The sequence below is a fragment of the Baekduia sp. Peel2402 genome, from assembly GCF_052567285.1.
Genome location: NZ_CP199582.1, coordinates 2,828,952 through 2,852,730, shown reverse-complemented (window position 1 = coordinate 2,852,730; position 23,779 = coordinate 2,828,952). Strand labels below are relative to the sequence as shown.

19 protein-coding genes, 4 tRNA genes and 1 pseudogene are annotated in these 23,779 nt (G+C 71.4%); 14 read left to right on the top strand and 10 right to left on the bottom strand.

Going from position 1 to position 23,779, the window contains the following annotated elements; translation table 11 throughout:
• The gene (gene purN / locus ACT01A_RS13935) at positions 1–618 is read left to right on the top strand and encodes a phosphoribosylglycinamide formyltransferase (protein WP_445147688.1); all 618 of its coding nucleotides are present in this window, start codon (positions 1–3) and stop codon (positions 616–618) included.
• Between the two features lie 39 nt (positions 619–657).
• Here the strand turns inward: purN and ACT01A_RS13930 are convergent, their stop codons facing one another.
• Both ACT01A_RS13930 and ACT01A_RS13925 read right to left on the bottom strand, forming a co-directional pair.
• Positions 658–1,065: a hypothetical protein gene (locus tag ACT01A_RS13930; RefSeq protein ID WP_445147687.1), complete on the bottom strand. Its 408-nt coding sequence runs from the start codon at positions 1,063–1,065 to the stop codon at positions 658–660.
• Between the two features lie 45 nt (positions 1,066–1,110).
• Complete coding sequence (locus tag ACT01A_RS13925; protein ID WP_445147686.1) at positions 1,111–1,557, bottom strand: nuclear transport factor 2 family protein; 447 nt, start codon at positions 1,555–1,557, stop codon at positions 1,111–1,113.
• 93 nt (positions 1,558–1,650) lie between these two features.
• Between ACT01A_RS13925 and ACT01A_RS13920 the strand changes: the two genes are divergently transcribed.
• The 4 genes from ACT01A_RS13920 (at position 1,651) to ACT01A_RS13905 (ending at position 6,348) form a co-directional block, all read left to right on the top strand.
• The gene (locus ACT01A_RS13920; RefSeq protein ID WP_445147685.1) at positions 1,651–2,118 is read left to right on the top strand and encodes a MarR family winged helix-turn-helix transcriptional regulator; all 468 of its coding nucleotides are present in this window, start codon (positions 1,651–1,653) and stop codon (positions 2,116–2,118) included.
• A gap of 69 nt (positions 2,119–2,187) precedes the next feature.
• A complete protein-coding gene (gene purH / locus ACT01A_RS13915; RefSeq protein WP_445147684.1) occupies positions 2,188–3,780 on the top strand; it encodes a bifunctional phosphoribosylaminoimidazolecarboxamide formyltransferase/IMP cyclohydrolase in 1,593 nt (530 codons plus the stop codon).
• A gap of 75 nt (positions 3,781–3,855) precedes the next feature.
• Positions 3,856–5,487: a DEAD/DEAH box helicase gene (locus ACT01A_RS13910; RefSeq protein ID WP_445147683.1), complete on the top strand. Its 1,632-nt coding sequence runs from the start codon at positions 3,856–3,858 to the stop codon at positions 5,485–5,487.
• A gap of 57 nt (positions 5,488–5,544) precedes the next feature.
• On the top strand, positions 5,545–6,348 hold the full coding sequence (locus ACT01A_RS13905; protein WP_445147682.1) for an isocitrate lyase/PEP mutase family protein: 804 nt from the start codon (positions 5,545–5,547) through the stop codon (positions 6,346–6,348).
• Positions 6,349–6,794: 446 nt separating this feature from the next.
• Here the strand turns inward: ACT01A_RS13905 and ACT01A_RS13900 are convergent.
• Positions 6,795–6,868, bottom strand: a tRNA-Lys gene (locus ACT01A_RS13900).
• 26 nt (positions 6,869–6,894) lie between these two features.
• On the opposite strand from ACT01A_RS13900, the gene ACT01A_RS13895 reads away from it, so the two are divergent.
• From ACT01A_RS13895 to ACT01A_RS13885, 3 genes are all read left to right on the top strand, one after another.
• Positions 6,895–6,966, top strand: a tRNA-Glu gene (locus tag ACT01A_RS13895).
• A gap of 95 nt (positions 6,967–7,061) precedes the next feature.
• A complete protein-coding gene (locus ACT01A_RS13890) occupies positions 7,062–7,853 on the top strand; it encodes a hypothetical protein (RefSeq protein ID WP_445147681.1) in 792 nt (263 codons plus the stop codon).
• Between the two features lie 154 nt (positions 7,854–8,007).
• Positions 8,008–9,021, top strand: coding sequence for a hypothetical protein (locus ACT01A_RS13885; RefSeq protein WP_445147680.1), 1,014 nt, complete (start codon positions 8,008–8,010; stop codon positions 9,019–9,021).
• Between the two features lie 15 nt (positions 9,022–9,036).
• Here the strand turns inward: ACT01A_RS13885 and ACT01A_RS13880 are convergent, their stop codons facing one another.
• Positions 9,037–9,381 carry a hypothetical protein gene (locus tag ACT01A_RS13880; protein WP_445147679.1) on the bottom strand — a complete coding sequence of 115 codons (345 nt, stop codon included), beginning with the start codon at positions 9,379–9,381 and terminating at the stop codon, positions 9,037–9,039.
• A 100-nt stretch (positions 9,382–9,481) separates the two neighbouring features.
• On the opposite strand from ACT01A_RS13880, the gene ACT01A_RS13875 reads away from it, so the two are divergent.
• The 3 genes from ACT01A_RS13875 to ACT01A_RS13865 all read left to right on the top strand — a co-directional run bounded on the left by ACT01A_RS13875 (position 9,482) and on the right by ACT01A_RS13865 (position 11,196).
• Positions 9,482–9,555 (top strand) — tRNA-Val (locus ACT01A_RS13875).
• 87 nt (positions 9,556–9,642) lie between these two features.
• Positions 9,643–10,278, top strand: coding sequence for a class I SAM-dependent methyltransferase (locus ACT01A_RS13870; RefSeq protein WP_445147678.1), 636 nt, complete (start codon positions 9,643–9,645; stop codon positions 10,276–10,278).
• A gap of 105 nt (positions 10,279–10,383) precedes the next feature.
• The gene (locus tag ACT01A_RS13865; RefSeq protein WP_445147677.1) at positions 10,384–11,196 is read left to right on the top strand and encodes a SigB/SigF/SigG family RNA polymerase sigma factor; all 813 of its coding nucleotides are present in this window, start codon (positions 10,384–10,386) and stop codon (positions 11,194–11,196) included.
• On the opposite strand, the gene ACT01A_RS13860 is transcribed toward ACT01A_RS13865, so the two are convergent.
• Both ACT01A_RS13860 and ACT01A_RS13855 read right to left on the bottom strand, forming a co-directional pair.
• Positions 11,193–11,891, bottom strand: a complete 699-nt coding sequence (locus tag ACT01A_RS13860) for a class I SAM-dependent methyltransferase (protein ID WP_445147676.1) — start codon at positions 11,889–11,891, stop codon at positions 11,193–11,195. The two genes, ACT01A_RS13865 and ACT01A_RS13860, sit on opposite strands and share 4 nt — an antisense overlap.
• A 161-nt stretch (positions 11,892–12,052) precedes the next feature.
• On the bottom strand, positions 12,053–12,532 hold the full coding sequence (locus ACT01A_RS13855; RefSeq protein WP_445147675.1) for a hypothetical protein: 480 nt from the start codon (positions 12,530–12,532) through the stop codon (positions 12,053–12,055).
• A gap of 49 nt (positions 12,533–12,581) precedes the next feature.
• Here ACT01A_RS13855 and ACT01A_RS13850 point away from each other — a divergent pair, with 49 nt between their 5' ends.
• Positions 12,582–13,712 (top strand): aldo/keto reductase, encoded by a 1,131-nt coding sequence (locus tag ACT01A_RS13850; RefSeq protein ID WP_445147674.1) that lies wholly within the window; start codon positions 12,582–12,584, stop codon positions 13,710–13,712.
• 20 nt (positions 13,713–13,732) lie between these two features.
• On the opposite strand, the gene ACT01A_RS13845 is transcribed toward ACT01A_RS13850, so the two are convergent.
• Together ACT01A_RS13845 and ACT01A_RS13840 are read right to left on the bottom strand one after the other, a co-directional pair.
• Positions 13,733–14,770, bottom strand: a complete 1,038-nt coding sequence (locus ACT01A_RS13845; protein ID WP_445147673.1) for a 6-phosphofructokinase — start codon at positions 14,768–14,770, stop codon at positions 13,733–13,735.
• A 39-nt stretch (positions 14,771–14,809) separates the two neighbouring features.
• Positions 14,810–17,662 carry an EAL domain-containing protein gene (locus tag ACT01A_RS13840; RefSeq protein ID WP_445147672.1) on the bottom strand — a complete coding sequence of 951 codons (2,853 nt, stop codon included), beginning with the start codon at positions 17,660–17,662 and terminating at the stop codon, positions 14,810–14,812.
• Positions 17,663–17,755: 93 nt separating this feature from the next.
• Here ACT01A_RS13840 and ACT01A_RS13835 point away from each other — a divergent pair, with 93 nt between their 5' ends.
• Positions 17,756–19,999: a WD40/YVTN/BNR-like repeat-containing protein gene (locus tag ACT01A_RS13835; protein ID WP_445147671.1), complete on the top strand. Its 2,244-nt coding sequence runs from the start codon at positions 17,756–17,758 to the stop codon at positions 19,997–19,999.
• A 29-nt stretch (positions 20,000–20,028) separates the two neighbouring features.
• Here ACT01A_RS13835 and ACT01A_RS13830 read toward each other — a convergent pair whose 3' ends face one another.
• Positions 20,029–21,363 carry a cytochrome P450 gene (locus tag ACT01A_RS13830; protein ID WP_445147670.1) on the bottom strand — a complete coding sequence of 445 codons (1,335 nt, stop codon included), beginning with the start codon at positions 21,361–21,363 and terminating at the stop codon, positions 20,029–20,031.
• A 176-nt stretch (positions 21,364–21,539) separates the two neighbouring features.
• Between ACT01A_RS13830 and ACT01A_RS13825 the strand changes: the two genes are divergently transcribed.
• Positions 21,540–21,613: transfer RNA gene (locus tag ACT01A_RS13825), tRNA-Asp, on the top strand.
• Positions 21,614–22,127: 514 nt separating this feature from the next.
• Here ACT01A_RS13825 and ACT01A_RS13820 read toward each other — a convergent pair.
• Positions 22,128–23,162 (bottom strand): annotated as a pseudogene (locus ACT01A_RS13820) (recombinase family protein); the annotation flags it as partial.
• Between the last annotated feature and the right edge of the window lie 617 nt (positions 23,163–23,779).

Genomic DNA, 23,779 nt, shown 5'->3' with positions numbered 1-23,779 from the left:
ATGAGCGGACAGCTGCGCGTCGGCGTCCTGGCCTCGGGCGGCGGGACCAACCTCCAGGCCTTGCTCGACCACGTCCACGGGTTCGAGGCGCGGATCGTGGCGGTCGCGTCCGACAAGGCCGACGCGGGCGCGCTGGAGCGCGCCCGCCGCGCTGACGTCCCGACGTCCGTCTTCCCGCGCACCGCGTTCCCCGACCGCGAGGCCCGCGACGCCGCGATCGCCGAGTGGCTGGACGCCCAGGGCGTCGAGTTGGTGGTCTTGGCCGGCTACATGGCGATCCTGACCGAAGGCTTCATCGGCCGGTTCCGCGACCGCATCGTCAACGTGCACCCATCGCTGCTGCCGTCGTTTCCGGGCCTGGCCGCCGTCCAGCAGGCGCTTGACCACGGCGCGAAGGTGATCGGCGTGACCGTCCACTTCGTCGACGAGGGCGTCGATACGGGCGCGATCATCCTGCAGCGCGCGATCGACCTGCCGCCGGACGCTGACGCCGAGGCCGCCCTCACCGCGCTGCGCCCGATCGAGCACGCGCTGCTCCCCGACGCCGTCCGGCTCATCGCCACCGGCCGCCTCCAGCGCGACCCGGCCAACCCGCGCCGGGTGCTGGTCACGGACTGACCTTCCGCGGGCCGCACGGCGCGGCCCGGGAGGCCTGCGTCAGTCGTCGCCGCCTGAGGCGTGGCCGGGCATCCGGCTGCCGACGGGATCGGTTCGCTCGCCGCTGCCGGATGTGGCGTCGTCGGCGGAGCCGCTCGACTCGCTCGACGCGGAGCCTTCCGTCTCCGCGTCGTCGGAGTCGGTCGCGTCGTCGCCTTCGCTCGACGCGTCGTGTGCCTTGGCCTCGGTCGTTTCGTCGACGGCGCCCTTGGGGTCTTCGCCCTGGCCGGGCGTGCCGCGGGTGTCGTCCCAGTCGCCGGCGGCGTCGGGGGTGGCTTCCTCGCGGCGGGCAGCGGCGGCCTTGTGGGCGTCCTGGATGTGGTCGTCGAGCTGCTCGAGGTGGTGTTCGAGGCGGTCGGCTTCGCGCTCGAGGTCGGTCGCGGGATCGCCGGTCGGAGACTCACTCATAAGACTCGGGCTACCCCGCGCGTATGGGTTCGCACACGCACACGCTCACTCCACGACGCGCCAGACGGGCTCGACCTCGACCGAGCTCAGCAGCCAGCGGCCATCGAGCCGCTCGGCGCCCAGCACGTACCGTCCGCCCAACTCGGTCGGACCCGGCGCGGAGCCTTCCGTGCGGACGAAGTGCGCGGTGACGTTCGCGGTCACCTCCGCGACGTCGCCCTCCACGTCGACGAGGACGTTGCCGATCAGGTGGTGGGTCGGCAGGTCGTGGTTGCGCCGTGCCTGCGCGACGACCGCGTCGCGCCCGCGCACCTCGCCGCCGGGCGTGGAGGCGCGGACGTCGTCGGTGAACACCCGCGCCGGGTCGCCGTCCGCGCGGCCGTCCAGCCAGCGGCCGAGCCGGTGGACGAGATCCGTCAGTGCCGCCCGGTCGGCGAGCGCGCGCACTTCGGCGTGGAGCGCGGCGGGCGTGGGGGAGAGCGGGGTCGTCATCGAATCGATCCTTTCGTTGGCCGTTACAACGTTGGTCATGCCAACGTAGCACGGAGAACGTTGGTCCGTACAACGAAGTACGCTCCCCGCACGATGGAGCACGAGTACGAGCACGACGCACCGCGGCGCCTGTGGACGCTGCCGTCCTGGCTGGTCAACCGGGTCGCGCTACAGGCGGGGCGCCTGGTCGCCGAGCGGCTCGGCGACGCGGGCGTCCGGCGCAAGCACTTCAGCGTCCTGGCGACGCTGGAGGAGTTCGGCCCGATGAGCCAGGCGGCGATCGGGCGGCGGCTGGCGCTGGATCGCTCGGATCTGCACGCGATCGTCGGCGACCTCGAACGCGACGGGCTCATCGCGCGTGCGCGCGATGCGAGCGACCGGCGCCGGAACACGGTCGCGCTCACGCCGAAGGGGAAGGCTGCGCTCAAGCGGCTCGACGCGCGCGTGCGTCAGGCGCAGGACGAGCTGCTCGCCCCGCTCTCCTCGAAAGAGCGCGAGCAGCTGGTCGCGCTGCTCACGCGGGTGGTTGAGCACCACGCGGCGGAGCCGAAACACGCGTAATGCGAGGTCCCGCCCGTCCTCGCCCGTTCCGGCGCGCGGCCCTGAGACCTTCCTAATACCATCAACCGCATGGCCTCCGAGACCTCGCCCGAGGCGCAGACCGCGCCCGGAGCCGTCCGCATCCAGCGTGCGCTCCTGTCCGTCTCCGACAAGCGCGGGATCGTCGACTTCGCCCGCGGGCTCGCCGAGCTGGGCGTGGAGATCGTGTCGACCGGCGGCACCGCCTCGGCGCTGGCGGAGGCGGGCCTGGAGGTGCGGGCGATCGACGACTTCACCGGCTTCCCGGAGATCATGGACGGCCGCGTCAAGACGCTGCACCCCAAGCTCTACGCCGGCCTGCTCGCAGTCCGCGACAACGCCGACCACATGCAGGCGGCCGAGGACAACGACATCGAGTTCGTGGACCTGGTCTGCGTCAACCTGTACCCCTTCGAGCGCACCGCGGCCAAGCGCGGCGTCTCCGAGGCCGAGGTGATCGAGAACATCGACATCGGCGGCCCGACGATGCTCCGCGCGGCGGCCAAGAACCACGCCTACGCGGCGGTCGTCGTCAAGCCCGAGTCCTACGACGCCGTTCTTGAAGAACTACGCGACGCCGGCGGCACGCTCTCGATGCCCACCCGCGAGTCGCTCGCCGCCGAGGCCTTCGCCTACACCGCGCGCTACGACACCGCGATCGCCCGCTGGTTCGCCGAGAAGTCGGAGGACTTCCCGCCGCTGTTCATCCGCGCCTACGAGAAGGTCGTCGATCTCCCCTACGGCGAGAACCCGCACCAGCGCGCCGCGTTCTACGGGCAGGTCGGCGCGCGCATGACCGTGCTGTCCCAGGTCCGCCAGCACCACGGCAAGCAGATCTCCTACAACAACATCTTGGACCTCGACGCGGCGCGTACGCTGGTCAACGAGTTCGAGGTCCCGGCCTGCGTCATCGTCAAGCACAACAACCCGTGCGGCGTCGCGCTCGGCACCTCGGCGCTGGAGGCCTATGGCAAGGCCTTCGCCTGCGACCCGGTCAGCGCCTACGGCGGCATCATCGCCTTCAACCGCAAGGTCGACAAGGCCACGGCCGAGCGCCTGCATCAGCAGTTCATCGAGGTCTTGATCGCCCCCGGCTACGACGACGACGCGCTGGCGATCCTCACCCAGAAGGTCAACATCCGGATCCTCGAGGACGAGGAGCGCCGCACCCCGGCGCTCGGCGAGCCCGACATCCGCCAAGTCACCGGCGGCCTGCTCGTGCAGGATCGCGACAGCGCGCGCGAGGAGCGCTCTTCGATGGAGGTCGTCACCCAGCGTCAGCCGACCGACAAGGAGTGGGGCGACCTGCTGTTCTCCTGGCGCGTCGCGGGCAAGGTGAAGTCCAACGCGATCGTCGTCACGCGCGACCTGGCGACGATCGGCATCGGCGCCGGGCAGATGTCGCGTGTGGACTCCGTGCGCCTAACCGTCGAGAAGTGCCAGTTCGAGGACTCGCTGAAGGGCGGCGCGCTGGCCTCCGACGCGTTCTTCCCGTTCGCCGACGGCCCCGAGCTGGCGGTCGCGGCGGGCGTCACCGCGATCATCCAGCCGGGCGGCTCGGTGCGCGACGACGAGGTGGTCGCCGCTGCGGACGCGGCGGGCGTCGCGATGGTCTTCACCAAGCGCCGGCACTTCCGGCACTAGTCGTCTCGGAGTGATTTCCGCTCCGAGCAGGGCCTTCGTGTTCCGTCCGGCGCATCGCCCAACCTTGGCCGTCGCGTGAGCGCCACGAAGTCCATCGCCCGACACGGATTGCGGGCGTGGCAGGTCTCTGCGCTCGAGGCGATGAGCACATGGGAGTCGGGTCCTTTCCTGATCTCGGCGGCGCCTGGCGCAGGGAAGACCCGCCCGTCCATCGAGATCGCCAACCGGATGCTGCGAGCCAAGCTCGTAGACCGTGTCGCGATCGTCTGCCCGACCACGCCGCTGACGCGGCAGTGGGCGATCGCCGCGGGCAAGCTCGGCCTCAACCTCCAGCCGGACTCCAGCGAGCTCGTGCCGCCGCGCGACTTCCACGGCGTCGCGGTCACCTACGCGAAGATCTCGATGGTCGCCGCGAAGTGGGGCGCGCAGTGCACGGGCCGGACGCTCGTGATCGCCGACGAGGCGCACCACCTCGGCGAGGAGCTGGCGTGGGGCGAGGGCTTCGCGCTGGCGTTCCGCAACGCGGCGCGCTGGCTGCTGCTCTCCGGGACGCCGTTTCGCTCCGACGCCTCGCCGATCCCGGGCGTGCGCTACGACGCCGACGGCATCGCGATCTCCGACATCTCCTACACCTACGCGGACTCGGTGCGCGACGGCATCTGCCGCCCGGTGACGTTCATCCCGTACGACGGCACGTTGCAGTGGCGCTCGGGCGACGACGTCATCGAGGCCGGCTTCGACACGGTGCTGTCCTCGCGCGAGGCTTCGCGCCGCTACCGCACCGCGATCTCCGCCGAGCTGACCGACGGCCTCCCGCGCATCCTCGCCGCCGCCCACGCCAAGCTCCTGGAGGCGCGCGCGGCGGGCCACCGCGACGCCGGCGGCCTGGTCGTCGCCGCCGACTCCGACCACGCGCGCAAGATCGCCAAGCTCCTGAAGGACGTCTCCGGGAAGTCGCCGCTGGTCGTCCTGCACACCGAGGCCGGCGCGCACAAGAAGCTCCAGGCGTTCACCGACAGCAAGGACGAGTGGATCGTCGCGGTCAACATGGTGTCCGAGGGCGTCGACATCCCGCGCCTGCGCGTCGGCGTGTACGCGTCGGCCGCCAAGACGCCGCTGATCTTCCGCCAGGTCGTCGGGCGCTTCGTCCGGACGATCCAGGGCCGCCCGGCCGACATGTCGTGGCTCTACCTGCCCGCCGACCCGGTGCTGCGCCGCCACGCGTCTGACGTCGACAACGAGCTGGCGCCGCTGCTGCGTCGGCGCGAGTCCGATGAGGAGCTCTTCGAGGAGCGCGAGCCGCGCACCGAGACCGAGAAGTCCGAGGCGATCGAGTTCGTCGCGCTGAGCGCCGACGTCTCGCCGACGTCGCAGATGTCGCTCTTCGGCGGACCGCCGACGGTCGCGCCCGTCGCGCCGGTGCCGGCGATCGTGGCGGACTTCGGCTCCGCGGTGCCGGACGCGCCGCCTGAGCCCGCGGGACCGAATCTCTCGGCCTTCGAGCGCCGCGACATCCTGCGCGACAAGCGCCACCGGCTCGTCGCCGACCTCGGCCGCCGCGAGCGCCGCCCGCACAACCAGATCAACGCCTGGTTGAACCAGGCGATCGGCGTCACGCGCGTCGAGGACGCGACGCTGGAGCAGCTGGAGCGGTCGTGCTCGCTGCTGCTCGACGCGCTGGCGGGCAAGGTCACGGCCGGGCGCTAGTCGACGCGCGCCGCGGGGCGCGGGGCGCGGGTAGACGGCCCCGATACGGTTTCGGGCGTGCCTCACGCTGCTGCTGTTGCCCGCGCCGAGGAGCTGCGCCGCCTGCATCTCGACCCGGCGATCCTCGTGCTCGTCAACGTCTGGGACGCGGCCAGCGCGCGGACCGTGGCGTCGGTTCCCGGCTGCCGCGCGATCGCGACCGCGTCGTGGGCGATCGCGGCCGCGCACGGGTTCGCCGACGGCGAGGCGATCGGGCGCGAGCGGATGCTGGAGGTCGTCGGCTGTGTGGCCGACGCGGTGGATCTGCCGGTCAGCGCGGACCTGGAGGGCGGCTACGGCGAGACGCCTGAGGAGGTCGGCGAGACCGTCGCGCGCGCCATCGCCGCGGGTGCGGTTGGCTGCAACCTGGAGGACGGCGTCAGCGATGGCGAGCTGCTGCGCGACCCGCACGACGCGGTCGCTCGCATCGCCGCGGCGCGCGCCGCCGCTGACGAGGCCGGCGTCCCGATCGTCATCAACGCGCGCACCGACGTCTACCTGCGCGGCGCCGACGACCCCGAGGCCGCGCTGCTGCGGGGCCAGGCCTACGCGCGCGCCGGCGCGGACTGCATCTTCGTCCCGGGCGTCACCGACGCGGACACGATCAAGGCGTTGGCCGCCGGCATTGACGCGCCGATCAGCGTGCTCGCGCGCCCGGGTGCGCCGTCGGTCTCTGAGCTGCACGAGCTTGGCGTGGCGCGCGTGTCGTTCGGGCCGGGCCCGATGGGCGTCGCGCTGGCCGCGCTGGCGAGGACCGCATCCGATCTCCTGGCGGGCGGCGTCCCGGCCGACGAGCTGAGCTACCGCCCGCCGGCCGCATGACGCTGTCCAAGGTCCATCTCAATCAGGAGGAGTAGGTCTCCCGCCTACCCGGCGGGACGTCCTCGCGACGTCCCGCCGGTGAGGTGGGGAGGAACTGCACTTGCTCTCTTGTCTGCGGAGAGGTGAGAAGGCGCCGGCCGGTCCAAGGAACCGACGTCTTCGATGTCCGCTGACGAAGATGATGCGCCCCGAACCCAAAGACGCCCTGAGGAGCGTCTAACGATTCGCTAAGGACCCTGTTGGGCCCATGTTGACCGGCAAGCTTGAATGGCGCCTGGTCTTGTTCAAGGTTATTGGCGAACCTTGATTAGGTGCCCGACGCGCTCGCCGGCGCTCGTTCGCGTTCTCCGGGGACCACGATCGCAACCGCGGCTTCGAAGCGCCTGATCTGATCCGGCTGTTCGCGGAGCTAGAGCAGGCGCTCCGAACCCGCTGAGCGACACCGATGCCCCCGGTGGGGCTCGAACCCACAACCTCAACGCTTAAAAGGCGCGCGCTCTGCCAATTGAGCTACGAGGGCCCCTCCAGCCTAGACTGGAAGGGCACGCCCCCATGGTGTAGCGGTTAGCACACGAGCCTTTCACGCTCGAAGCAGGGGTTCGATTCCCCTTGGGGGTACTTATTGGTCAAGTCGTCGGTCTGGCGATGGCCGGACTAGAACGTCCGTTGAGCCGTGTTAAAGCGCCGCCGTACGTGGCAGAGTTCCGGCTCGTATGTCCCAACGCCTCAAGGGGCGGCGCCCGTCGGCGTCGCTGATCGTCGCCCTTCTCGCCCTCTTCGTCGCGCTCGACGGACCCGCCACCGCGGCCCGGCTCGTCAACGGCTCGTCGATCAAGTCCAACTCGATCACCAACAGGCAGGTCAAGAACGGCACGCTCGGCAAGCAGGACCTCTCCAAGAGCGCGCTGACCTACCTGCGCACGACGCCGGCGAAGTCGGTGGGGGCCAACCAGCTCCGTGACGGCGCGGTCGGCGGCAAGGCGCTGGCGGGCAAGGCGGTCGACGCCTCCAAGCTCGCGGACGGTGCGGTGGGCAACACGCAGCTGGCTGGGAAGTCGGTCGACGCGGCCAAGTTGGCCGACGGCTCGGTCGGCACCGCGCAGTTGGCCTCCGACGCCGTGACGTCCTCGAAGGTCACCGCCGGTGCGATCGGCACGGACGCGATCGCTGACGGGGCGCTGCTGACGCGCGACCTCGGCGACTTCACGGGCACGGTCCGGACGAAGTTCAACCCGTTCCTGCCCAACACCTGCCAGGTGACGATCCTCACGGCGGCGCAGCTGACGCCGTCGGTTCCGGGCTCCAACCCGCAGATCGCCGACGACGTTGTGTCGGTCTCGCCGACGACCAGCGGCTGGCCGGATCCGGTCGTCGTTGTCGCCAATCCGGGCGCCGGCAACACGCTCCGGATTGTGGCGTGCCGCATCGGCGACGACCCAGAAAACCCCGGCGCGGAGCTCGTCGTGCCCGAGACGGTCTTCCAGTACGTCGCGTTTGACACCTGATGCGTAGGACCGATTTCCGGGCGCACGGACGTTCCCGCTATTTGCGGTCTTTTCCCGGACCGCTGGCAGGTCCCCCACTTGAGGGAGGCGCGCCGCGTGCCGATGTCTCTGGTGTGGATGCCGCCCTCGCACGGATGACGGGGTTGGGCTGCCGATGCTGATGCACCGGCAGGCGCCGCTGGCCATCGGGGCACTCGCCGCCTGCGCGGTCGTCGCCTCGGGCTCCGTGCTGCTCCGCGAGCAGATCCTCACCTTCAGCTCCTGGCCTGATGCCCAGGACGGCAGCCGTGGCCCTGAGATCGCGATCCCGCATGGGATCCCGCTGGCGGCCAATGGCGGCACGCGCGGGCCGATCGTCGATCCGGCGTCGCGCACCGTGGAGCGCGCGCCGGCCGATCGCGCGCTGCTCAACGCGCTGGGCCTCACCAGCGCGGGCGGCCGCCTGACGGTCACGCCCACCGCTGGCACCCTCGCGCCGCCGGCCGCAACCGGCGGCAACGGTGGCGGCACCACGCGCGGCCCGTCCTCTTCCTCTGGCGGTCCGTCCGTGACGACCACCGGCCCATCGGGCTCCGGGACCGCGCCGCTGTCGCCTGCCGATCCGCCGCTGGCGGGTTACGGCGAGGGCCCTGTGCCCGGCGACGCCGCCCCCGTCGCTGGCTCCGGCGCCAAGCCGCGCCAGCCCGGCGGCGGCACCTCGATCTTCACCGCGACGCCGACGACCGGCGCGAGCTCGCAGGCCGCCGTCGTGGCGCCGGATGCCGACGCGGCGCCGGTCAACTCGGCCGTTGACAACGCGCCCAAGCCCGTCGATCCGGACGCATCCGCGTCGACGCCGGCTGATCCCGCGCCGTCGCCCGCGCCCGAGACCCCGGTCCCCGCGCCCGCGGAGGAAGCCCCGCCGGCGCCCGCAGAGCAGACGCCGCCGAGCGATCCCACGCCGCCGGTCGAGGAGGTGCCGACGACGCCCACCGAGACGACGCCCGCGCCGAGCGATCCCGCGCCGCAGGCCGATCCGCCGCCGAGCGACCCGGCGCCAGCCGATCCGGCGCCGCCTGCCGACCCGGTCCCGCCCGCTGCCGATCCAGCGCCCACGCCGGATCCTGAGACGCCGACGGTCGCGCCCGACAGCGGCGCGCAGACGGCGATCCCGGCTTCGGCGCAGTAAGCGCCGCAGAAGCTCCTAGAAGTCCGGGCGGAAGAACCGCGGCTCCGCCTCGTCCTCCAAGGCGGTCGTCGCGTAGTGCTCGCGCAGCGTGTCGGCGTCGTCGCCGGGCAGCAGGACGTCGTCGCCCGCCTCGGGCGCGGTGCGGACCTGATGGCGCGAGCAGGCGATGCGCAAGTAGCCCGACCACCACTGCGCGCCGCGCAGCGGCACCAGCCGCGTGCGGGCTCCGAACGTGCCGCAGTGAACCGTCCCCCACGCCTCACCGTCAGGATCGATGTGGATCCCGTCGAGGCGACCGACGAGCCCGAAGGTCCCGTCGAGCACGAACACATCCCGCTTGGCCTGGCGCTGGTCGAGCATCGTGCCAATCGGACTACCCCGCCCCCGTAGCTCTCACACTCCCGAACGATCGCCTCGAACCCCGCAGATTGCGCGCGAACCCGTAGCCTGTGCCGGGCCCGCGCGGTTAGCTCAGTTGGTCAGAGCACTCGCCTTACAAGCGAGGGGTCCTCGGTTCAAGTCCGAGACCGCGCATCGACCCGTACACCTCGGCGCGCCGGTCTCTTGCCGGATCGGCAAGCAAGCTTGTCGCTCGCGACATCACGCGACAGCATCGCCGCGATGAGCGAGCACGCAGAGGACTACTTCGAGCCGGCGGGCTGGGAGCAGCGGTACGCCGGAGCGGGCAGCGTCTGGAGCGGCGATCCGAACCCGCAGCTGGTCGCGGAGGTCTCGGGCTTCGAGCCGCGGACGGCACTCGACGTCGGCTGCGGCGAGGGCGGAGACGTGATCTGGCTGGCGCGACGGGGCTGGACCGTTACCGGCGCCGACTTCTCGGCGGCGGGTCTGGCGCGTGCCGCGGCCAACGCCGAGGCGGCCGGGGTCTCCGAGCAGATCGAGTGGTGGCAGGTCGATGCCCGCGAGTTCGATGCGCAGGGGCGCGTCTGGGATCTCGTCACCACGCACTTCCTGCACCCGCCCGACGGCGGCATGATCGCCGTGGCCGCTCGTCTCGCCGCCGCGGTCGCGCCGGGTGGTCACCTGCTCGTCGTCGGCCACGGCCCGAGCGCGACCCACGACCGGCAGAGCGACGAGCGGCGGCGGGCGCTGTTCCGCGCCGCCGACCTCCTGCCCGCCCTGCCGGCCGACGTCCATCCGCTGGTAGTTGAACAACGGCCGCGCACCGTTACCCGCGGGGACGAGACGTTCGAGATCGAGGACTCCACCCTGCTGGCCCAGCGGTCTGCGGCTCCTTGATCAGGGACCCCAGGACACGTCCGCACCTCGCACCATCGACCCCGTTCGCGCCGGCTCTGGAAGTTGCGTTTGCGGTCGCGGGGTCTCGGAGAGGCTAATTTTCACATGACCGTCAGCGCCTCCACGGTGCTGCCGGCGACCAGACAGGACTCGCGGCCGAACACATCGGGCGGCCAACGGGACGCGACGCTGCTCCGCCGGTACGCCCGTTCCCGAGATCCTCAGCTGCGAGAGCAGCTTGTTCACCGCTACATGCCGCTGGCCCGCTACGCGGCTGCCCAGTACAAGCACGGCCCAGAGCCGTTCGACGACCTCGTCCAGGTCGCGAGCCTCGGCTTGCTGAAGGCGATCGATCGCTATGACCCCGTACGCGGGGCGGCGTTCTCCTCCTACGCGCTGCCGACGATGTCGGGCGAGCTGCGCCGGCACTTCCGCGACAAGAGCTGGGCGGTGCGCCCGCCACGCGATCTACAGGAGGCCGCGCTCGCCGTCGAGAAGGCGACCGAGGCGCTGTCGCGTGAGCTCGGCCACGCGCCGACCGTCGATGATCTCGCGCGCCGGACCGGCCTCGGCGACGAGCTGGTCCTAGAGGCGCGCGAGGCGCTCAGCGCCAGGCTGTCGACGTCGCTGTCGGCCCCCGTCCACGGCACCGACGGCGACGAGCTCGACCTCGGCTCGCGGCTGGGCACCGACGACGACGGCTTCCAGACCGCCGAGGACCGCGCCACGATCGGGGCGTTGACCAAGTCCTTGACCGCGCGCGAGCGCGAGATCGTGCGCCTGCGCTTCGAGGAGGACATGACCCAGTCCGAGATCGGCCAGATCGTCGGACTGAGCCAGATGCACGTCTCGCGCGTGCTGCGCCAGGCGGTCGACAAGCTGCGCGCGGCGGCGCGCGCGGACGCGGTCTCGGTCTAAGACGCGGCGCGCGCGCCGTCCTCGAACGCGCGCCGCGCCACGAGGACCGCGAAGCGGTGGTCCTTGAAGAGGCAGTCGGCGGCGTCGAAGCCCGCCTCGCGCAGCCACGCCAGCTGGGCTTCGACGTCGGCGCACTGGTCGTGCGCCATGCGCTCCATCGAGGCGGCCCACTCGGCGTCGTCGCTGCCCGCCGCCCGCGCGGCGGCCTCGTGCCACTGGCGGTAGTAGCGGTCAAAGCACGGCGTCGGTCCCGCGACCTGCTCGGCGTTGACGAACACGCCGCCGGGCGGCAGGGCGGCGGCGACCCGCGCGAACAGCGCGCGCTTGTCCGCGTCGCTGAGGTGGTGGATCGCCAGCGCGCTGACGACCGCGTCGAAGTCGCCCTCGGGCAGCGGGTCGGCGAGGTCGGCGACGACGATCTCGGCCCGGTCGCCGAGGACCGCGCGCGCCTGCTCGAGCATCGCGGGCGCGCCGTCGGTCAGGACCAGCTCCGCCTCGGGGTAACGCGCCGCGACCCGCGCGGCCAGCATGCCCGTCCCGGCGCCGAGGTCGAGCACCCGTCGCGGCGCGCGGCCGAGCATCGTGAGCGCGTCGACGGCCGTCCCGTAGAAGGCGTCAAACGGCGGGATCAGGCGACGGCGCGGGCCTTCGTAGCCGGCGGCATGCGCGTCGAACGTGGCGGGTGCGTTGCTCATGACGTACAAATGTACGTGATAACGGACAGCGTCGCAAGTGCGAGGATCAGCATGACCACCGCGCAGGGCACCCACGCCTACGGCAAGGCGACGCTGCGCGGGATGGTCAAGCGGCTGCTGTCCGGGCTGAGCGGGCGAACGCGGGTCTGCTGACCCGCGCGCTACTGCTCGTCAGCGACCTGGATGCCCAAGGCCTTCAACTCGGCCTGGGCCTGCGCGATCTTCTGCGCGCCCTCGCCGGCCGAGACGCCCTGTAGCGCCTTGGCCAGCGCGGCCGGGTCGTCCTGGCGCGCCGCCACCGCGGTCTGCCGGAACGCGTCCGCGAGCTGGCGGCAGCCGTCGACGAGCTTGTCGTGCGCGGCCTCTGCGTTGGCCGGCGGCGTGATCGCGTCCAGCTCCTTCACGGCCGCGTCCAGCGCCGCGACGCTCTTGTCGAGCTCGGTCCCGTAGGAGGCGACCGTCACCTTGGCGGTGCCGGCGCGGTCGGAGATGTTGGCCAGCGCCGTCTGGATCTGGCCGCCGACCTCCTGCACCTGCGCGACGTACCCGCTCTTGGTGCCCGCCGCGGGCTTGTCGTCGCCACCGCAGGCAGCGACGACCAACGCGACGGCGACGAGAAGCAGCGAGACCAGGCGGCGCATCCGCCCTCGATCCTCCCACGTTCGCCGGACCGGCGTACCCTTCAGCGTGATGGCCCTGGATCCCACGCACACCGCGCTCGGCACCTGGTCGGGCGGCCGCTTCATGCACTTCGGCACCGAGCTGGAGGAGGATCGGCTGCTCGCGCTAATGCGCCCGGACGACCGCATCCGCACCGTCGTCACCGCCGACGTCTACGGCGAGGGCGGCGCCGACGTGGTCGTCAGCCGTGCACTCCAAGGCCTCGATCGCGACAGCTACTGCCTCGTCGGCGCGATCGGCCACGACTTCTACAAGGGCATCCGCCAGGGCGCCAAGGGCTTCCCGCGCTTCACCGACCCCGCGCTGCGCGGCCCGTCCGGCTACGGCGACTACTTGCGCGACGCCGCCGAGTTGAGCCTCAAGCGGATCGGCACCGATCACTTCGACCTGTTGATGTTGCACAACCCTGACCGCACCGGCTACACGCATCCCGCGGTCTGGGAGGGCATGGCCGCGCTGAAGGAGTCCGGCCTCACGCGCCTGCTCGGCGTCGCGCCGGGCCCGGCCAACGGCTTCACGCTGGACGTCATCGACTGCTTCGAGCGCTACGGCGACCAGATCGACTGGGCGATGTTGATCCTCAACCCGCTCGAGCCGTGGCCCGGCGAGCTGGTGCTCCCGGCCGCCGCCGCGCATGACGTCAAGGTCCTGACGCGCGTCTTGGACTACGGCGGGATCTTCCACGACGACCTGCGTCCCGGCCTGCCGCTGGGCGAGCGCGACCACCGCGCGTTCCGGCCCGCGGGCTGGATCGACCGTGGCGTCGCGCACCTCGAGCAGCTGCGCCCGATCGCCGAGCGCCACGGCCTCACGCTGCTGCAGCTCGCCGCGCAGTGGAACCTCGCGCACCCGGCGGTGGAGTCGGTCGTGCCGACGCTGATCCAGGAGGCCTGGGACGGTGCGAAGACCGTCGAGGCCCAGCGCGAGGAGCTTGCGTCGCTGCCGTCCGAGGTCGTGCTGAGCGACGACGAGGTCGCGCAGATCCGCGCCATCGGCGACAACACGCGCTGCATGGCGCTCAAGGGCGGCGTGCCCGACCACGAGGGCGACTCGCTGCCCGACCGCTGGACGCTGGACGGCGACCTCGAGCAGATCGCCGCCCGCTGGGACATCGCGCCGACCGACCTGCAGCCGGCGTAGGCGCGCAGGCGGCGCGCCGCCTAGCCGAAGAACACCGCGGCGTCCTGGAAGAACTTGTCGTCCAAGGTCTTCGGGTCTCCCAGCGCCTCGCTGATCGGGACCGTCACGATGTCGGCCCCGCGCAAGGCCACCATCTTGCCTGAGACGCCCGCGGTCACGGCCTCGGCGGCCGCCACGCCGAAGCGCGTCGCCAGCACGCGGTCAAACGCCGTCGGCGTCCCGCCGCGCTGGACGTGGCCGAGGATCGTCATCCGCGTCTCGTAGCCGGTCCGCGCCTCGATCTCGGATTCCAGCGTCACCGCGATGCCGCCGAGGCGCTCGTGGCCGAAGGCATCCAACTTGCCTTCGGCGCCGGTCGTCGAGAGCGTGCCCTCCTTCGGCGTCGCGCCCTCGGATACCACGACGATCGAGAACGTCCGGCCGGTGTCGTGGCGCCGGCGGATGTGGTCGCAGACCTCCTCGATGTCGAACGGCCGCTCGGGCACGAGGATGACGTCGCCGCCGCCCGCCAGCCCGGAGTGCGCGGCGATGAAGCCGGCGTGGCGGCCCATGACCTCCAGGACCATCACGCGGTTGTGCGACTCCGCGGTCGTGTGCAGCCGGTCGACCGCTTCGGTCGCGATCTGCACCGCGGTCTGGAAGCCGAAGGTGTAGTCGGTGCCCTTGAGGTCGTTGTCGATGGTCTTGGGCACGCCGACGACCGGGACGCCCTCGGCGTCCAGCCGTGCCGCCACGCCCAGCGTGTCCTCGCCGCCGATCGGCACGAGCACGTCGACGCCGTACTTCTCCATGCCCGCGCGCACTCCCTCCACGCCCGGCCCGCCCGACTTGAAGGGGTTGGTCCGCGAGGACCCCAAGATGGTCCCGCCGCGCGGCAGGATGCCGGCCGTCCGCTCGACGGTCAGCTCGTCGCCGTCGCCCTCCAGCACACCTGCCCAGCCGTAGCGGTACCCGAACAGGCTGTGCCCGTCCTGTAGTCCCTTGCGCACGACCGCGCGAATCACCGCGTTCAACCCGGGGCAGTCGCCGCCGCCCGTCAGCACTCCGATCCTGGCCATGAGCCAGAGACTACGAGCGCCCGCAAGTGCCCGATCGGGCTAGGAGTTTCCCGCAGGGACCGGCTTGGCGGCCTCGCGCAGCGCGTCTTGCACCGGGATCGGCTTGCCGAGGTGAAACCCCTGCGCGTAGTCGACGCCCAGCGCGCGCACGGTGTCCAGCGTGTCGGAGTCGCCGACGAACTCGGCCAGCGAGGGCGTCCCGAGGCCGCGGGCGATCTGCACGACGGCCTCGACGACGAGGCGGTCGGTCGGGTTGTCGCGCAGTCCGCGGACGAACTCACCGTCGATCTTAAGGACGTCGAAGTGCAAGTGCTTCAGGTAGGCGAACGAGGCGAAGCCGGCGCCGAAGTCGTCGAGCGCCAGGCGGCAGCCCAGGCGGCGCAGCGTGTCGCCCAGGGCGCGGGCGCGGTCCAGGTTGACGATCGCCGCCGTCTCGGTGATCTCCACGATCAACCGCTGCGGCGGGACCGGCGTGGTGGTCAGCAGCTCCTTCAGCCAGCCGGCGAAGTCCGCGTCGCCCATCGTCCGGCCACTCAAGTTCACCGACAACGTGACGTCGTGCGCGCGCACCAGCGCGACCGCGCGCGCCACGACCCAGCGGTCGATCGCGCCGATCAGGTCAAAGCGCTCGGCGATCGGCAGGAACGTCGCGGGCGGGACCAGCTCGCCGGAGTCCGACCGCATCCGCAGCAGCAGCTCGAAGGCGGGCAGCGCGTCGTCGGCGTCGTCGTGGGCGCCCAGCGCCACGATCGGCTGCGCGTGCAGCTCGAAGCGGTCCTCGGCCAGCGCCTGGCGGATCCGCTCCAGCCACGACAGCCGCGAGACGTGGCGGCCCGGCCCAGCGGTGTCGCGCTCGGAGCGCGCGGCCTGGTTGCGGCCCGCCTCCTTGGCGTCGTACATCGCGATGTCGGCCTCGACCATCAGCTCCTCGGGCGAGAGCCCATCGGCGCCGTCAAACGCGGCCATGCCGATCGATGCGGTCACCCGCGCCGACCGCGACGAGTCGGCGACCACGCCGTCGCGCGCGACCGCCCGCAGCAGCTTGGTCGCGACCGCGCCGGACTCCTCATCGGTGGCCTGGGGCAGGATCACGCCGAACTCGTCGCCGCCCAGCCGCGCGATCACGTCGGACTCGCGCAGCTCGGCGCGCAGCGTCCCGGCCAGGCGCGCGATCAGCTCGTCGCCGACCGGATGCCCGAGCGTGTCGTTGACGAACTTGAAGCCGTCGAGGTCGAGCACGAGGATCGCGCCGCGGCGGTCGTAGCGCTCGGCCTCGGCCAGCGTGCGGTCCAGCTCTTCCTCGAAGCGTCGCCGGTTGAACAGGCCGGTCAGCGCGTCGTGGTCGGCGAGGTACTGCAACTGGCCCTCGAAGCGCTTGCGCTCGGTGATGTCGAGGATCTGGCCGATCGCGTAGGCGGGGCGTCCCTCCGGGTCCGGGACGGCGGCGACCGTCACGAGCGTCCACACGATCTGCCCGTCGGCGCCGACCATCCGGCACTCGGCCGTGACCCGCTCCTCGGCGCCGCGCATCAGCGATGTCAGCCGTGCGCGCGTCATCGGGGCCTCGTCGGGGTGCAGGGTCTGGCCGACGCGCTTGCCGAGCAGCTCCTCCTGCGTGTACCCGAGCATCTTGGCCAGCGCCGGGTTGACCGTGACCCATTGGCCCGGGTCGGGCAGGCGCAGGTTCAGCACGCAGACGCCGATCGGCGCGTGCTCGAACGCGGCGCGGAAGCGGGCCTCGGCCTCGTCGCGCAGCGACTCCAGCGCGTGGCGTTCGGTGATGTCCTGCGTCGTGCCCCAGACGCGGACGACCGCGCCGTCGGCGTCGCGCTCGGGCTGTGCGCTACGGCCGTGCATGACCCGCTCGGCGCCGTCGGGGCGGATCAGGCGGTAGATGATGTCGAACGGCTCGCCCTCGGTCGCCGCGCGGGCAAACGCGGCGCGCACGGCGTCGCGGTCCTCGGGGTGGATCAGCTCCGCGTAGGCGCCGACCGGGATGCCGTCGTCCTCCAGCACCCCGAGCAACCGGTACATCGCGGGCGTCCATGTGTGCTCGGCGGTGTGCGTGTTCAGCGACCAGCTGCCGAGCTGGGCCATCGCCTGCGCTTCTTCGAGCTGATCCTGCTGGGCGCGAGCGCGCTCTTGCGCTTCGACCAATCGCTGCTCGTCGGTCTTGCGGGCGGTGATGTCGCGCGTCGTGGTGACGGCCTCGACGAAACGACCCTCGGTGTCCATGACCGGCGAGACGGTCGACTCCAACCACATCTCGCGGCCGTCGCGGAGGTTGGTGATGCGGTACTGGACGGTGCAGGCGACGCCTTGGGCGGCCTGCTCGTGGGCGGCGCGCAGTGCGGGCGCGTCGTCCGGGTGGCAGACGTCCGCCGCCCAGAAGCCGATCAGGTGGCGGGCCGGGAAGCCGAGCAGCGCCTCAGCGCCGCCGGCCGCGTAGACGATCCGGCCGGTCGGGTCGTGGCGGGCGATCAGGTCGCCGGCGTGGGTGGCCAGCAGCGCCAGCTCGCGCTCGCGCGCCTCGAGCTGGGCGTTGGCCTCGACGAAGGCGGTGACGTCGGTGAACGAGATGACCGCGCCATAGGGCTCGGTCGCGTCCTGGGCGAAGAGCGGGACGGCGTTGGCCCGCAGCCACTGGTCGCCGGCGTCTCGGCGCAACAGCAGCTGCTCGTCGCGGACCGGCTGGCCGGTGGCGATCGCGCGGCCGCCGAGGTCGTCGAAGCCCGGGACGTGCGGGCCGGCGATCACGCGCGCGGCGCGGTTGGAAGCGCGGATCGTCGCGGTCGCGTCGATGACCACCAGGCCTTCGGTCGTCGCGTCGGCGGCGGCGCCGAGCAGGCCGGACCAGTCGGCGTCGGTCGTGGGGGCGCGGTGCGGGGGCATCGGGGACTCTGGCAAGAGGTCGGCGCCTCGATGGTCCGACTTGAGAGCTGACGTGCGCGTAACTTCTCTGCGCAGCGCTCGTTCCGGCGGCACATGAGCGCGAAGACGAGAACCATCAAGGCCCTGGTGGCGTGCGGGCTGGTTGCCGCCGCGCTGCCAGTTGGCGCGTCGGGCAACGTCCAGGTCGGATCTTCCGGCTGGTCGTGGGGCAACCCGCTCCCGCAGGGCAACACGTTGCGGGCGATGGCGTTCGGAGGGGCGACCGGCTACGCGGTCGGCGACTTCGGCACGCTGCTTCAGACCAACGACGGCGGCGCGACCTGGTCCGGCCTGCCCGCCGGCACGTTCTCCAACCTGACCGAGCTGCAGGTGCTCGACGCCAACACGCTGTTCGCCGGCGGCGGCTGCGTGGCGCGGCGGTCGGTCGACGGCGGCAAGACGTTCACGCGGATCGCGTTCACGAACGTCGAGTCCGACTGCCCGACCGATTCGACGCTGGCGGCGCTCGCGTTCCTCAACCAGAACTTGGGCTACATCTTCCAGTCCTCGGGCCAGGTCTTCCAGACCACCGACGGCGGGACGCGCTTCGCAGCGAAGATCGCGGTGCCGGGGACCAAGACGGCGGGCGGTGCGGCGGTGCCGACCGACGCCGCCTTCACGGGCGAGAACACGGGCTTCGTCGCGACGACCGACGGCAAGATCTACGGGACGACCGACGGCGCGAACTCCTGGAAGCCGATCAGCGAGACCAACCGCGCGGTGCGCGCGATCACGTTCGTCAGCGCGACGGTCGGCTACGCCGTCGGCGATCAGTCGTTGTTCCTTAAGACGACGGACGGCGGCGCGACCTGGAAGCCGCAGGACGTCGGCGGCCCCGGTCCGCAGGACCTGACCGGCGTGCAGTGCGCCGACGACAAGACGTGCGTGATCACGACCAAGGCCGGCACGCGCGTGATCGTGACCAAGGACGGCGGCGCCAGCTTCGCCTTCCCGACGCCCTCGACCGATCCGCTGTTCGCGGCGGCGTTCGCGACGCCGTCGCGGCTGGTCGCGGCCGGCCAGCAGGGGTCGACGGCGGCCTCCGACGACGCGGGCGGGAACTTCGTCCCGGTCGGCGGGCGGCTGCTCGGGCAGTTCACGAAGGTGCGCGCGGGGCGCGTCGCGGGCTCGGCGTTCGCGCCGGGGCCGGACGGCACGCTCGGCCGCACGATCGACGGTGGCAAGTCGTGGACGCGCGGCAACGTGGCGACGTCGCAGGACGTGCTTGACGTGTCGTTCCCGTCGGTTCAGGACGGCTACGCGCTTGACGTCTCCGGCGGGTTGTTCAACACCAACGACAGCGGGCAGTCGTGGAAGACGCTCGATACGGGCACGACCGCGCGCCCGGCCGCGGTGTACGCGCCGTCGGCCAGCGTTGTGATGGTCATCGGGCCGACGGGCGTGCGGCGGTCGACCGACAGCGGCGGGTCGTTCTCGGCGGTGCGCGGTGACGTGGCACGCACGCCGCTGAGCGGCGTCGACCGTGCAGGGTCCTCGATCGTCGCCTGGGGCGCGCAGGACCTGGTCGCCTCGGTCGACGGTGGCAAGACGTGGAAGAAGCTGCTCAAGCCGGGCAAGTACGTGAAGGTCCGCGGGAAGAAGGCGAAGGTGAACCGCTTGGGGATCCGCAAGGCCGACTTCGTGGACGCGCGCACGGGCTACCTGCTGGACGTCTACGGGCGTGTGTGGCGGACGACGAACGGCGCTCGGACCTGGACGGAGCTTGTCGGCGTGGGCACGAACGCCGCCCGCGGGCTGTCGTTCTCCAGCGCCAAGAGCGGCTACCTGGTGATCTCGACGTTCGGCGACGTCAGCACGCCGACCGGGTTCCTGCTGCGCACCAACGACGGCGGCGCGACGTGGCACCCGCAGTTCGTGGAGTCCCAGGTGATCCCGAACGACGGCGTCGCCGCGGGCGGCGGGACCGACTACCTGCTCGGCGGGCAGCAGGCGCTGCTGTTCTCGACGACCGGCGGCGACGCGGGCGGCGAGAGCGGGCTGACGATCAAGGCGCCGAAGACGAGCTACCCGAAGCCGGCGCACATCGTGGTGACGGGCAAGCTGTCGCCGGCGTCCGGCAACGAGCGGATCACGGTCAGCTATCGGCGCCCGGGCGCGACCCGCTGGACGTCGCAGACGGTGACCGCGAGCGCGAACGGGTCGTTCACGTCCTCGTGGGATGTCGTCCGCGGCGTCAACCAGTTCGTCGCCCAGTGGCAGGGGAACTTCCGCTCGCGCGGGGACGGCTCCAAGGTGCTGACGGTGACCGTGAAGAAGGCCACCAAGAAGAGGAAGTAGCGAGAGGCGGGCGGCCGGGCGCTGGCGGCTCAGGCCGCCAGCGGCTCCTGCGCCAGGGGCCCGTCGCCGAGGTTGGCGGCGGGCGGCGCGGCGCGGACCGTGACCGGCAGCCCGTCGCGGGGACCGATCGTCGGCATCTGGCGGACGCTGAGGTTGTAGCCGGGCTTGACGTCGAGGCGGAAGCGGCTGAGGATCTTGGTGGCGATGACGGCGATCTCGGCCTGGCCAAAGCGCATGCCGATGCAGGTGCGCGAGCCGCCGCCGAAGGGGACGTAGGCGCCCTTCGGAATGCGCTCTCTCGCCTCGCCGACGAAGCGCTCCGGCTTGAACGAGAACGGGTCGTCCCACACGTCCGGCAGGTGGTGCGAGACCCAGGACGTGTAGTTGACCGGGATGCCGCCCGGGACCGGGACCCCCGCGATCGTGTCGTCCTCGATCGAGCGGCGCGGGCCGATCCACGCGGGCGGGTACATGCGCAGCGTCTCGTCGAGCGCGGCGCTGAGGCTGAAGTCCGGCGAGTTGGTGTAGGCCGGGTGGCGCGACAGCTCGTAGAAGAGGAAGGTGACCGTCGAGGTCGTCGTGTCGTGGCCGGCGAAGAGGAGCGTCATCACCTCGTCGCGGATGTGACGGTCCTTGAGCTCGAGGCTGTCGCCGTCTTGGGTGGCGAGCAGCAGGCCGAGCAGGTCGTCGCCGTAGTCCCCGGTCGCGCGCCGCCGGGTGAGCTCCGCGTAGATGATGGTGTCGAGCCGCTTGGCCGCCGTGCGCATCTTCGACCACGGCGTGCCCGGGCCGCGCATGAGCTGGAAGATGTAGTCCTTGGACCAGAAGCTCAGCGCGTTCTCGAACTCCTGCGCGGCGTCTGCGCGCCCGCGGGCGGCGTCGGGGTCGATCCCGAACAGCGCGCGCATCGCGATCCGCAGTGCGAGCTCGCGCGTCCAGTCGTAGAGGTCGACGGTCGTGCCGTCCTCCCAGGTGTCGAGCGCGGCGTCGACCTCCTGCTCCATCAAGAGCATTGACTTGGCGATCCGCTCGCGGTGGAACATCGGCAGCATCGCCTTGCGCTGGAGGCGGTGGAAGGCGCCGTCGATGGCGAGCATCCCGTCCCCGAGCAGCGGGCTGAGGTCCCCGTAGGCGCCATTCCGCCACGAGTAGTTCTTGGCGTTGGAGACCAACAGGTGGTGGTTAGCCTCCGGCCCGAGGACGAAGACGATGTTCGCGTGGAACACGCGCTGCGTGAAGACCGGGCCATACCGCTCGTAGGCGTCGAGCAGGAGCGTCAGCGGATCCCGCATGAACGCGAACGTCCGCGCCATCGAGAAGTTCGTGTCCCCCGCCGGAAACGGCACCGAAGCGGCACGCTCCATCCGCACATCCGCAGCAATCCTCCTGATCGGATTGTCCGTTCCTAGCGGCGGCGGCCCCACGACACGACCCATGGAACGAGAAAATACCGGTTGATTGGCCAACCAGCCAGTCCGCCCCGAACACCGTCCCACCACACCCTCGCGCGGCCTGCCATAATTCTCCTCCCGACCTACTCGGGGGCGTAGCTCAGTTGGTTAGAGCGCCGGCCTGTCACGCCGGAGGTCGCGGGTTCGAGTCCCGTCGCTCCCGTAGTTCCTACACCGCCGCCCTTCTTGGGCGGCGTTGTGCTTTCTGGGGTCGGTGTCGCGAAGAGCGGCGCGAACGCCGCGGTGGGCTTGATCGCCACCACGCGCTGTCCGTCGATCCAGACGCGCTCGAAGAGCTGGACCAGCAGTTCGCGGCGCGGCTCGGGGTCGGTCACGGTCTTCCAGAACATCGTGAAGTCCTCCAGGACGGCGCGGGCGCCGTCGATGTCGGGGGTTGGTCCGGGGGAGAGGCTGTCCAGCTCGGCGTCGATCGCGTCGCGCTTGCTGACGTAGGTCGGGCGGTCCAGGTCGCCCATCTCGAAGAGGTCGCGGAGTCGCTTCCGGCGCTCGGTGAGCTGCCCTCTCCGGCGCTGGGTCTCTCCGTCGTCGTGCTGGTCGGGAGCGGCGAGCCGGTCGAGGATCAGGTCGCGCATCGCCGCGGTCGGCCTGAAGGTCGCGACGAACTCGGCGACCTGCTCCTCGACCTTGTCGGCGTGGGCGAGCGGCTGATCGCACGTGTGGCGCTTGGCGCGGTTGGAGCAGTAGTACCGAGGCATCTTCGCCTTGCCGCTGAGCTGTCCGTGCATCCGGCCGCCGCAGCGCTCACAGCGGACGATCTTGCGCAGGAGGTAGTGCGGCGATGGTCGTCCCGGGTTCTTCGTCGTCAGGCGTTGACGGCGGAGGTCGGCGCACTGCTCGAACAGATCCTCGGGGACGATCGCTTCGTGCTGGCCTCGGATGTCCCGGCTGGTGCTCCGGCGCGCCGTGACGTAGCCGCAATAGGCGAGGTTGCCGAGCATCTCACGGACGGTGTCGGCGCCGAACAGGTTCCCGCGCGTCGTCCGGTGTCCCCGCTCGTTCAGCCATTCCGCCAGGTCGCGGAAGGAGTACCGCCCGGTGGCGTAGATGGTGAACAGCGCATGGACGATTGGCGCGCGCTCGACGTCGGGCGTGGCGATGCCGTCCTCGCCCTTGACGTAGCCCCAGGGCAAGCTGCCGGTGACGAGTCCCTGGCGCGCCTTCTCGCGCAGGCCCATCTTCGTCCAGAACGACAGTGAGACGGAGTAGTACTCGTCGAAGATCTCGTGGACCGACTCGGCCAGGAACGCGGCCGGGTCGTCGACGTCGGCGCCCAGCGGCTGCGTGACCGAGATGACCTCGACACCCAGCTCGGATCGCAGCAGCTTCTTGTAGCGCTTGGCCTCGATCGTGTTGCGCGCAAAGCGGGACGTGTGGAAGACCAGGACCGCCTCGAACTGGCCGGCCATCGCGTCCTCGATAAGCCGCTGAAAGCCCGGGCGCTTGTCAGCGGCACGACCGGTCTCGAAGTCGAGGTATTCATCTACGAGATCGAGCCCGTGGTCTTCGGCGTAACGGGCGATCGCCTGCCGCTGCCCGTCTGGCGAGAACCCCTTGCCCTGCTCCTCGGTCGACTCGCGCACGTACGCGACGGCTCGCCGCCGCGCCTTCGCGTCAGCGTCGTCGCGGTGCAGCGGAATCACGTTTGCCGCGTTGACGCCAATAGCCAACGAACCACTCGACGAACGCCTCATGCTCGGGCGCCATCGGTGGGGGACACGGACCGGATCTCGGCCGCGTCGCGTTGTTGTAGGTCGGCGCACGACGCTGCCGTGGGCGCGACCGGAAACGTGAGGTGGAGTGCTCCATACCTCCTATTCCGCCACGAACCGCCGATCTGTGAGACAAGCCGGTTCGATGGCGGACGCCGCAAGAAGGTCGCCGTGCGGGTCGGGATGCGGGTCGGCTTGGGGGTCGGGATGCGGGTCGCATCGCGAATTGGCCAATCACAACGAATCGGCCGCAAATCCCGCCCATCTGGCCCCGGCAATTTCGCCGACATCTTCATATATGCCTACTTCTCGGGCCGCTCAGCGCGGCGGGCGCGCTTGGTCTTCCTCCGGACGCGCGTCGAGCGTGTCGCTGACGAGCAGCAAGTCGCGGGCGAGGCCCGCGCGGGCGATGAGGTCGTCGGCTTCGGCAAGCGTTCTCGGCCAGTCGTCGGCCTGCTGCTCCTCTGCCGCGCGACGGGCGAGTCGAGCGATCTCGGTCGCCGTGCAGGCGCTCGCGTTCCACGCATCGATCGTCCGCACCGCGGCGGCGATCGCGTCGCGACGCGCCGCCCGCTCGTTGACGTCATCCGGCCAGAGGC

Coding starts and splice junctions, on each gene's coding strand:
- ACT01A_RS13930 (WP_445147687.1), bottom strand. CDS start 1,065: ATGAGTGAGTCTCCGACCGGCGATCCCGCGACCGACCTCGAGCGCGAA.
- ACT01A_RS13870 (WP_445147678.1), top strand. CDS start 9,643: ATGAGCGAGCACGCAGAGGACTACTTCGAGCCGGCGGGCTGGGAGCAG.
- ACT01A_RS13860 (WP_445147676.1), bottom strand. CDS start 11,891: ATGAGCAACGCACCCGCCACGTTCGACGCGCATGCCGCCGGCTACGAA.
- ACT01A_RS13880 (WP_445147679.1), bottom strand. CDS start 9,381: ATGCTCGACCAGCGCCAGGCCAAGCGGGATGTGTTCGTGCTCGACGGG.
- ACT01A_RS13835 (WP_445147671.1), top strand. CDS start 17,756: ATGAGCGCGAAGACGAGAACCATCAAGGCCCTGGTGGCGTGCGGGCTG.
- purN (WP_445147688.1), top strand. CDS start 1: ATGAGCGGACAGCTGCGCGTCGGCGTCCTGGCCTCGGGCGGCGGGACC.
- ACT01A_RS13925 (WP_445147686.1), bottom strand. CDS start 1,557: ATGACGACCCCGCTCTCCCCCACGCCCGCCGCGCTCCACGCCGAAGTG.
- ACT01A_RS13830 (WP_445147670.1), bottom strand. CDS start 21,363: ATGGAGCGTGCCGCTTCGGTGCCGTTTCCGGCGGGGGACACGAACTTC.
- ACT01A_RS13845 (WP_445147673.1), bottom strand. CDS start 14,770: ATGGCCAGGATCGGAGTGCTGACGGGCGGCGGCGACTGCCCCGGGTTG.
- ACT01A_RS13850 (WP_445147674.1), top strand. CDS start 12,582: ATGGCCCTGGATCCCACGCACACCGCGCTCGGCACCTGGTCGGGCGGC.
- ACT01A_RS13890 (WP_445147681.1), top strand. CDS start 7,062: ATGTCCCAACGCCTCAAGGGGCGGCGCCCGTCGGCGTCGCTGATCGTC.
- ACT01A_RS13855 (WP_445147675.1), bottom strand. CDS start 12,532: ATGCGCCGCCTGGTCTCGCTGCTTCTCGTCGCCGTCGCGTTGGTCGTC.
- ACT01A_RS13840 (WP_445147672.1), bottom strand. CDS start 17,662: ATGCCCCCGCACCGCGCCCCCACGACCGACGCCGACTGGTCCGGCCTG.
- ACT01A_RS13920 (WP_445147685.1), top strand. CDS start 1,651: ATGGAGCACGAGTACGAGCACGACGCACCGCGGCGCCTGTGGACGCTG.
- purH (WP_445147684.1), top strand. CDS start 2,188: ATGGCCTCCGAGACCTCGCCCGAGGCGCAGACCGCGCCCGGAGCCGTC.
- ACT01A_RS13865 (WP_445147677.1), top strand. CDS start 10,384: ATGACCGTCAGCGCCTCCACGGTGCTGCCGGCGACCAGACAGGACTCG.
- ACT01A_RS13885 (WP_445147680.1), top strand. CDS start 8,008: ATGCTGATGCACCGGCAGGCGCCGCTGGCCATCGGGGCACTCGCCGCC.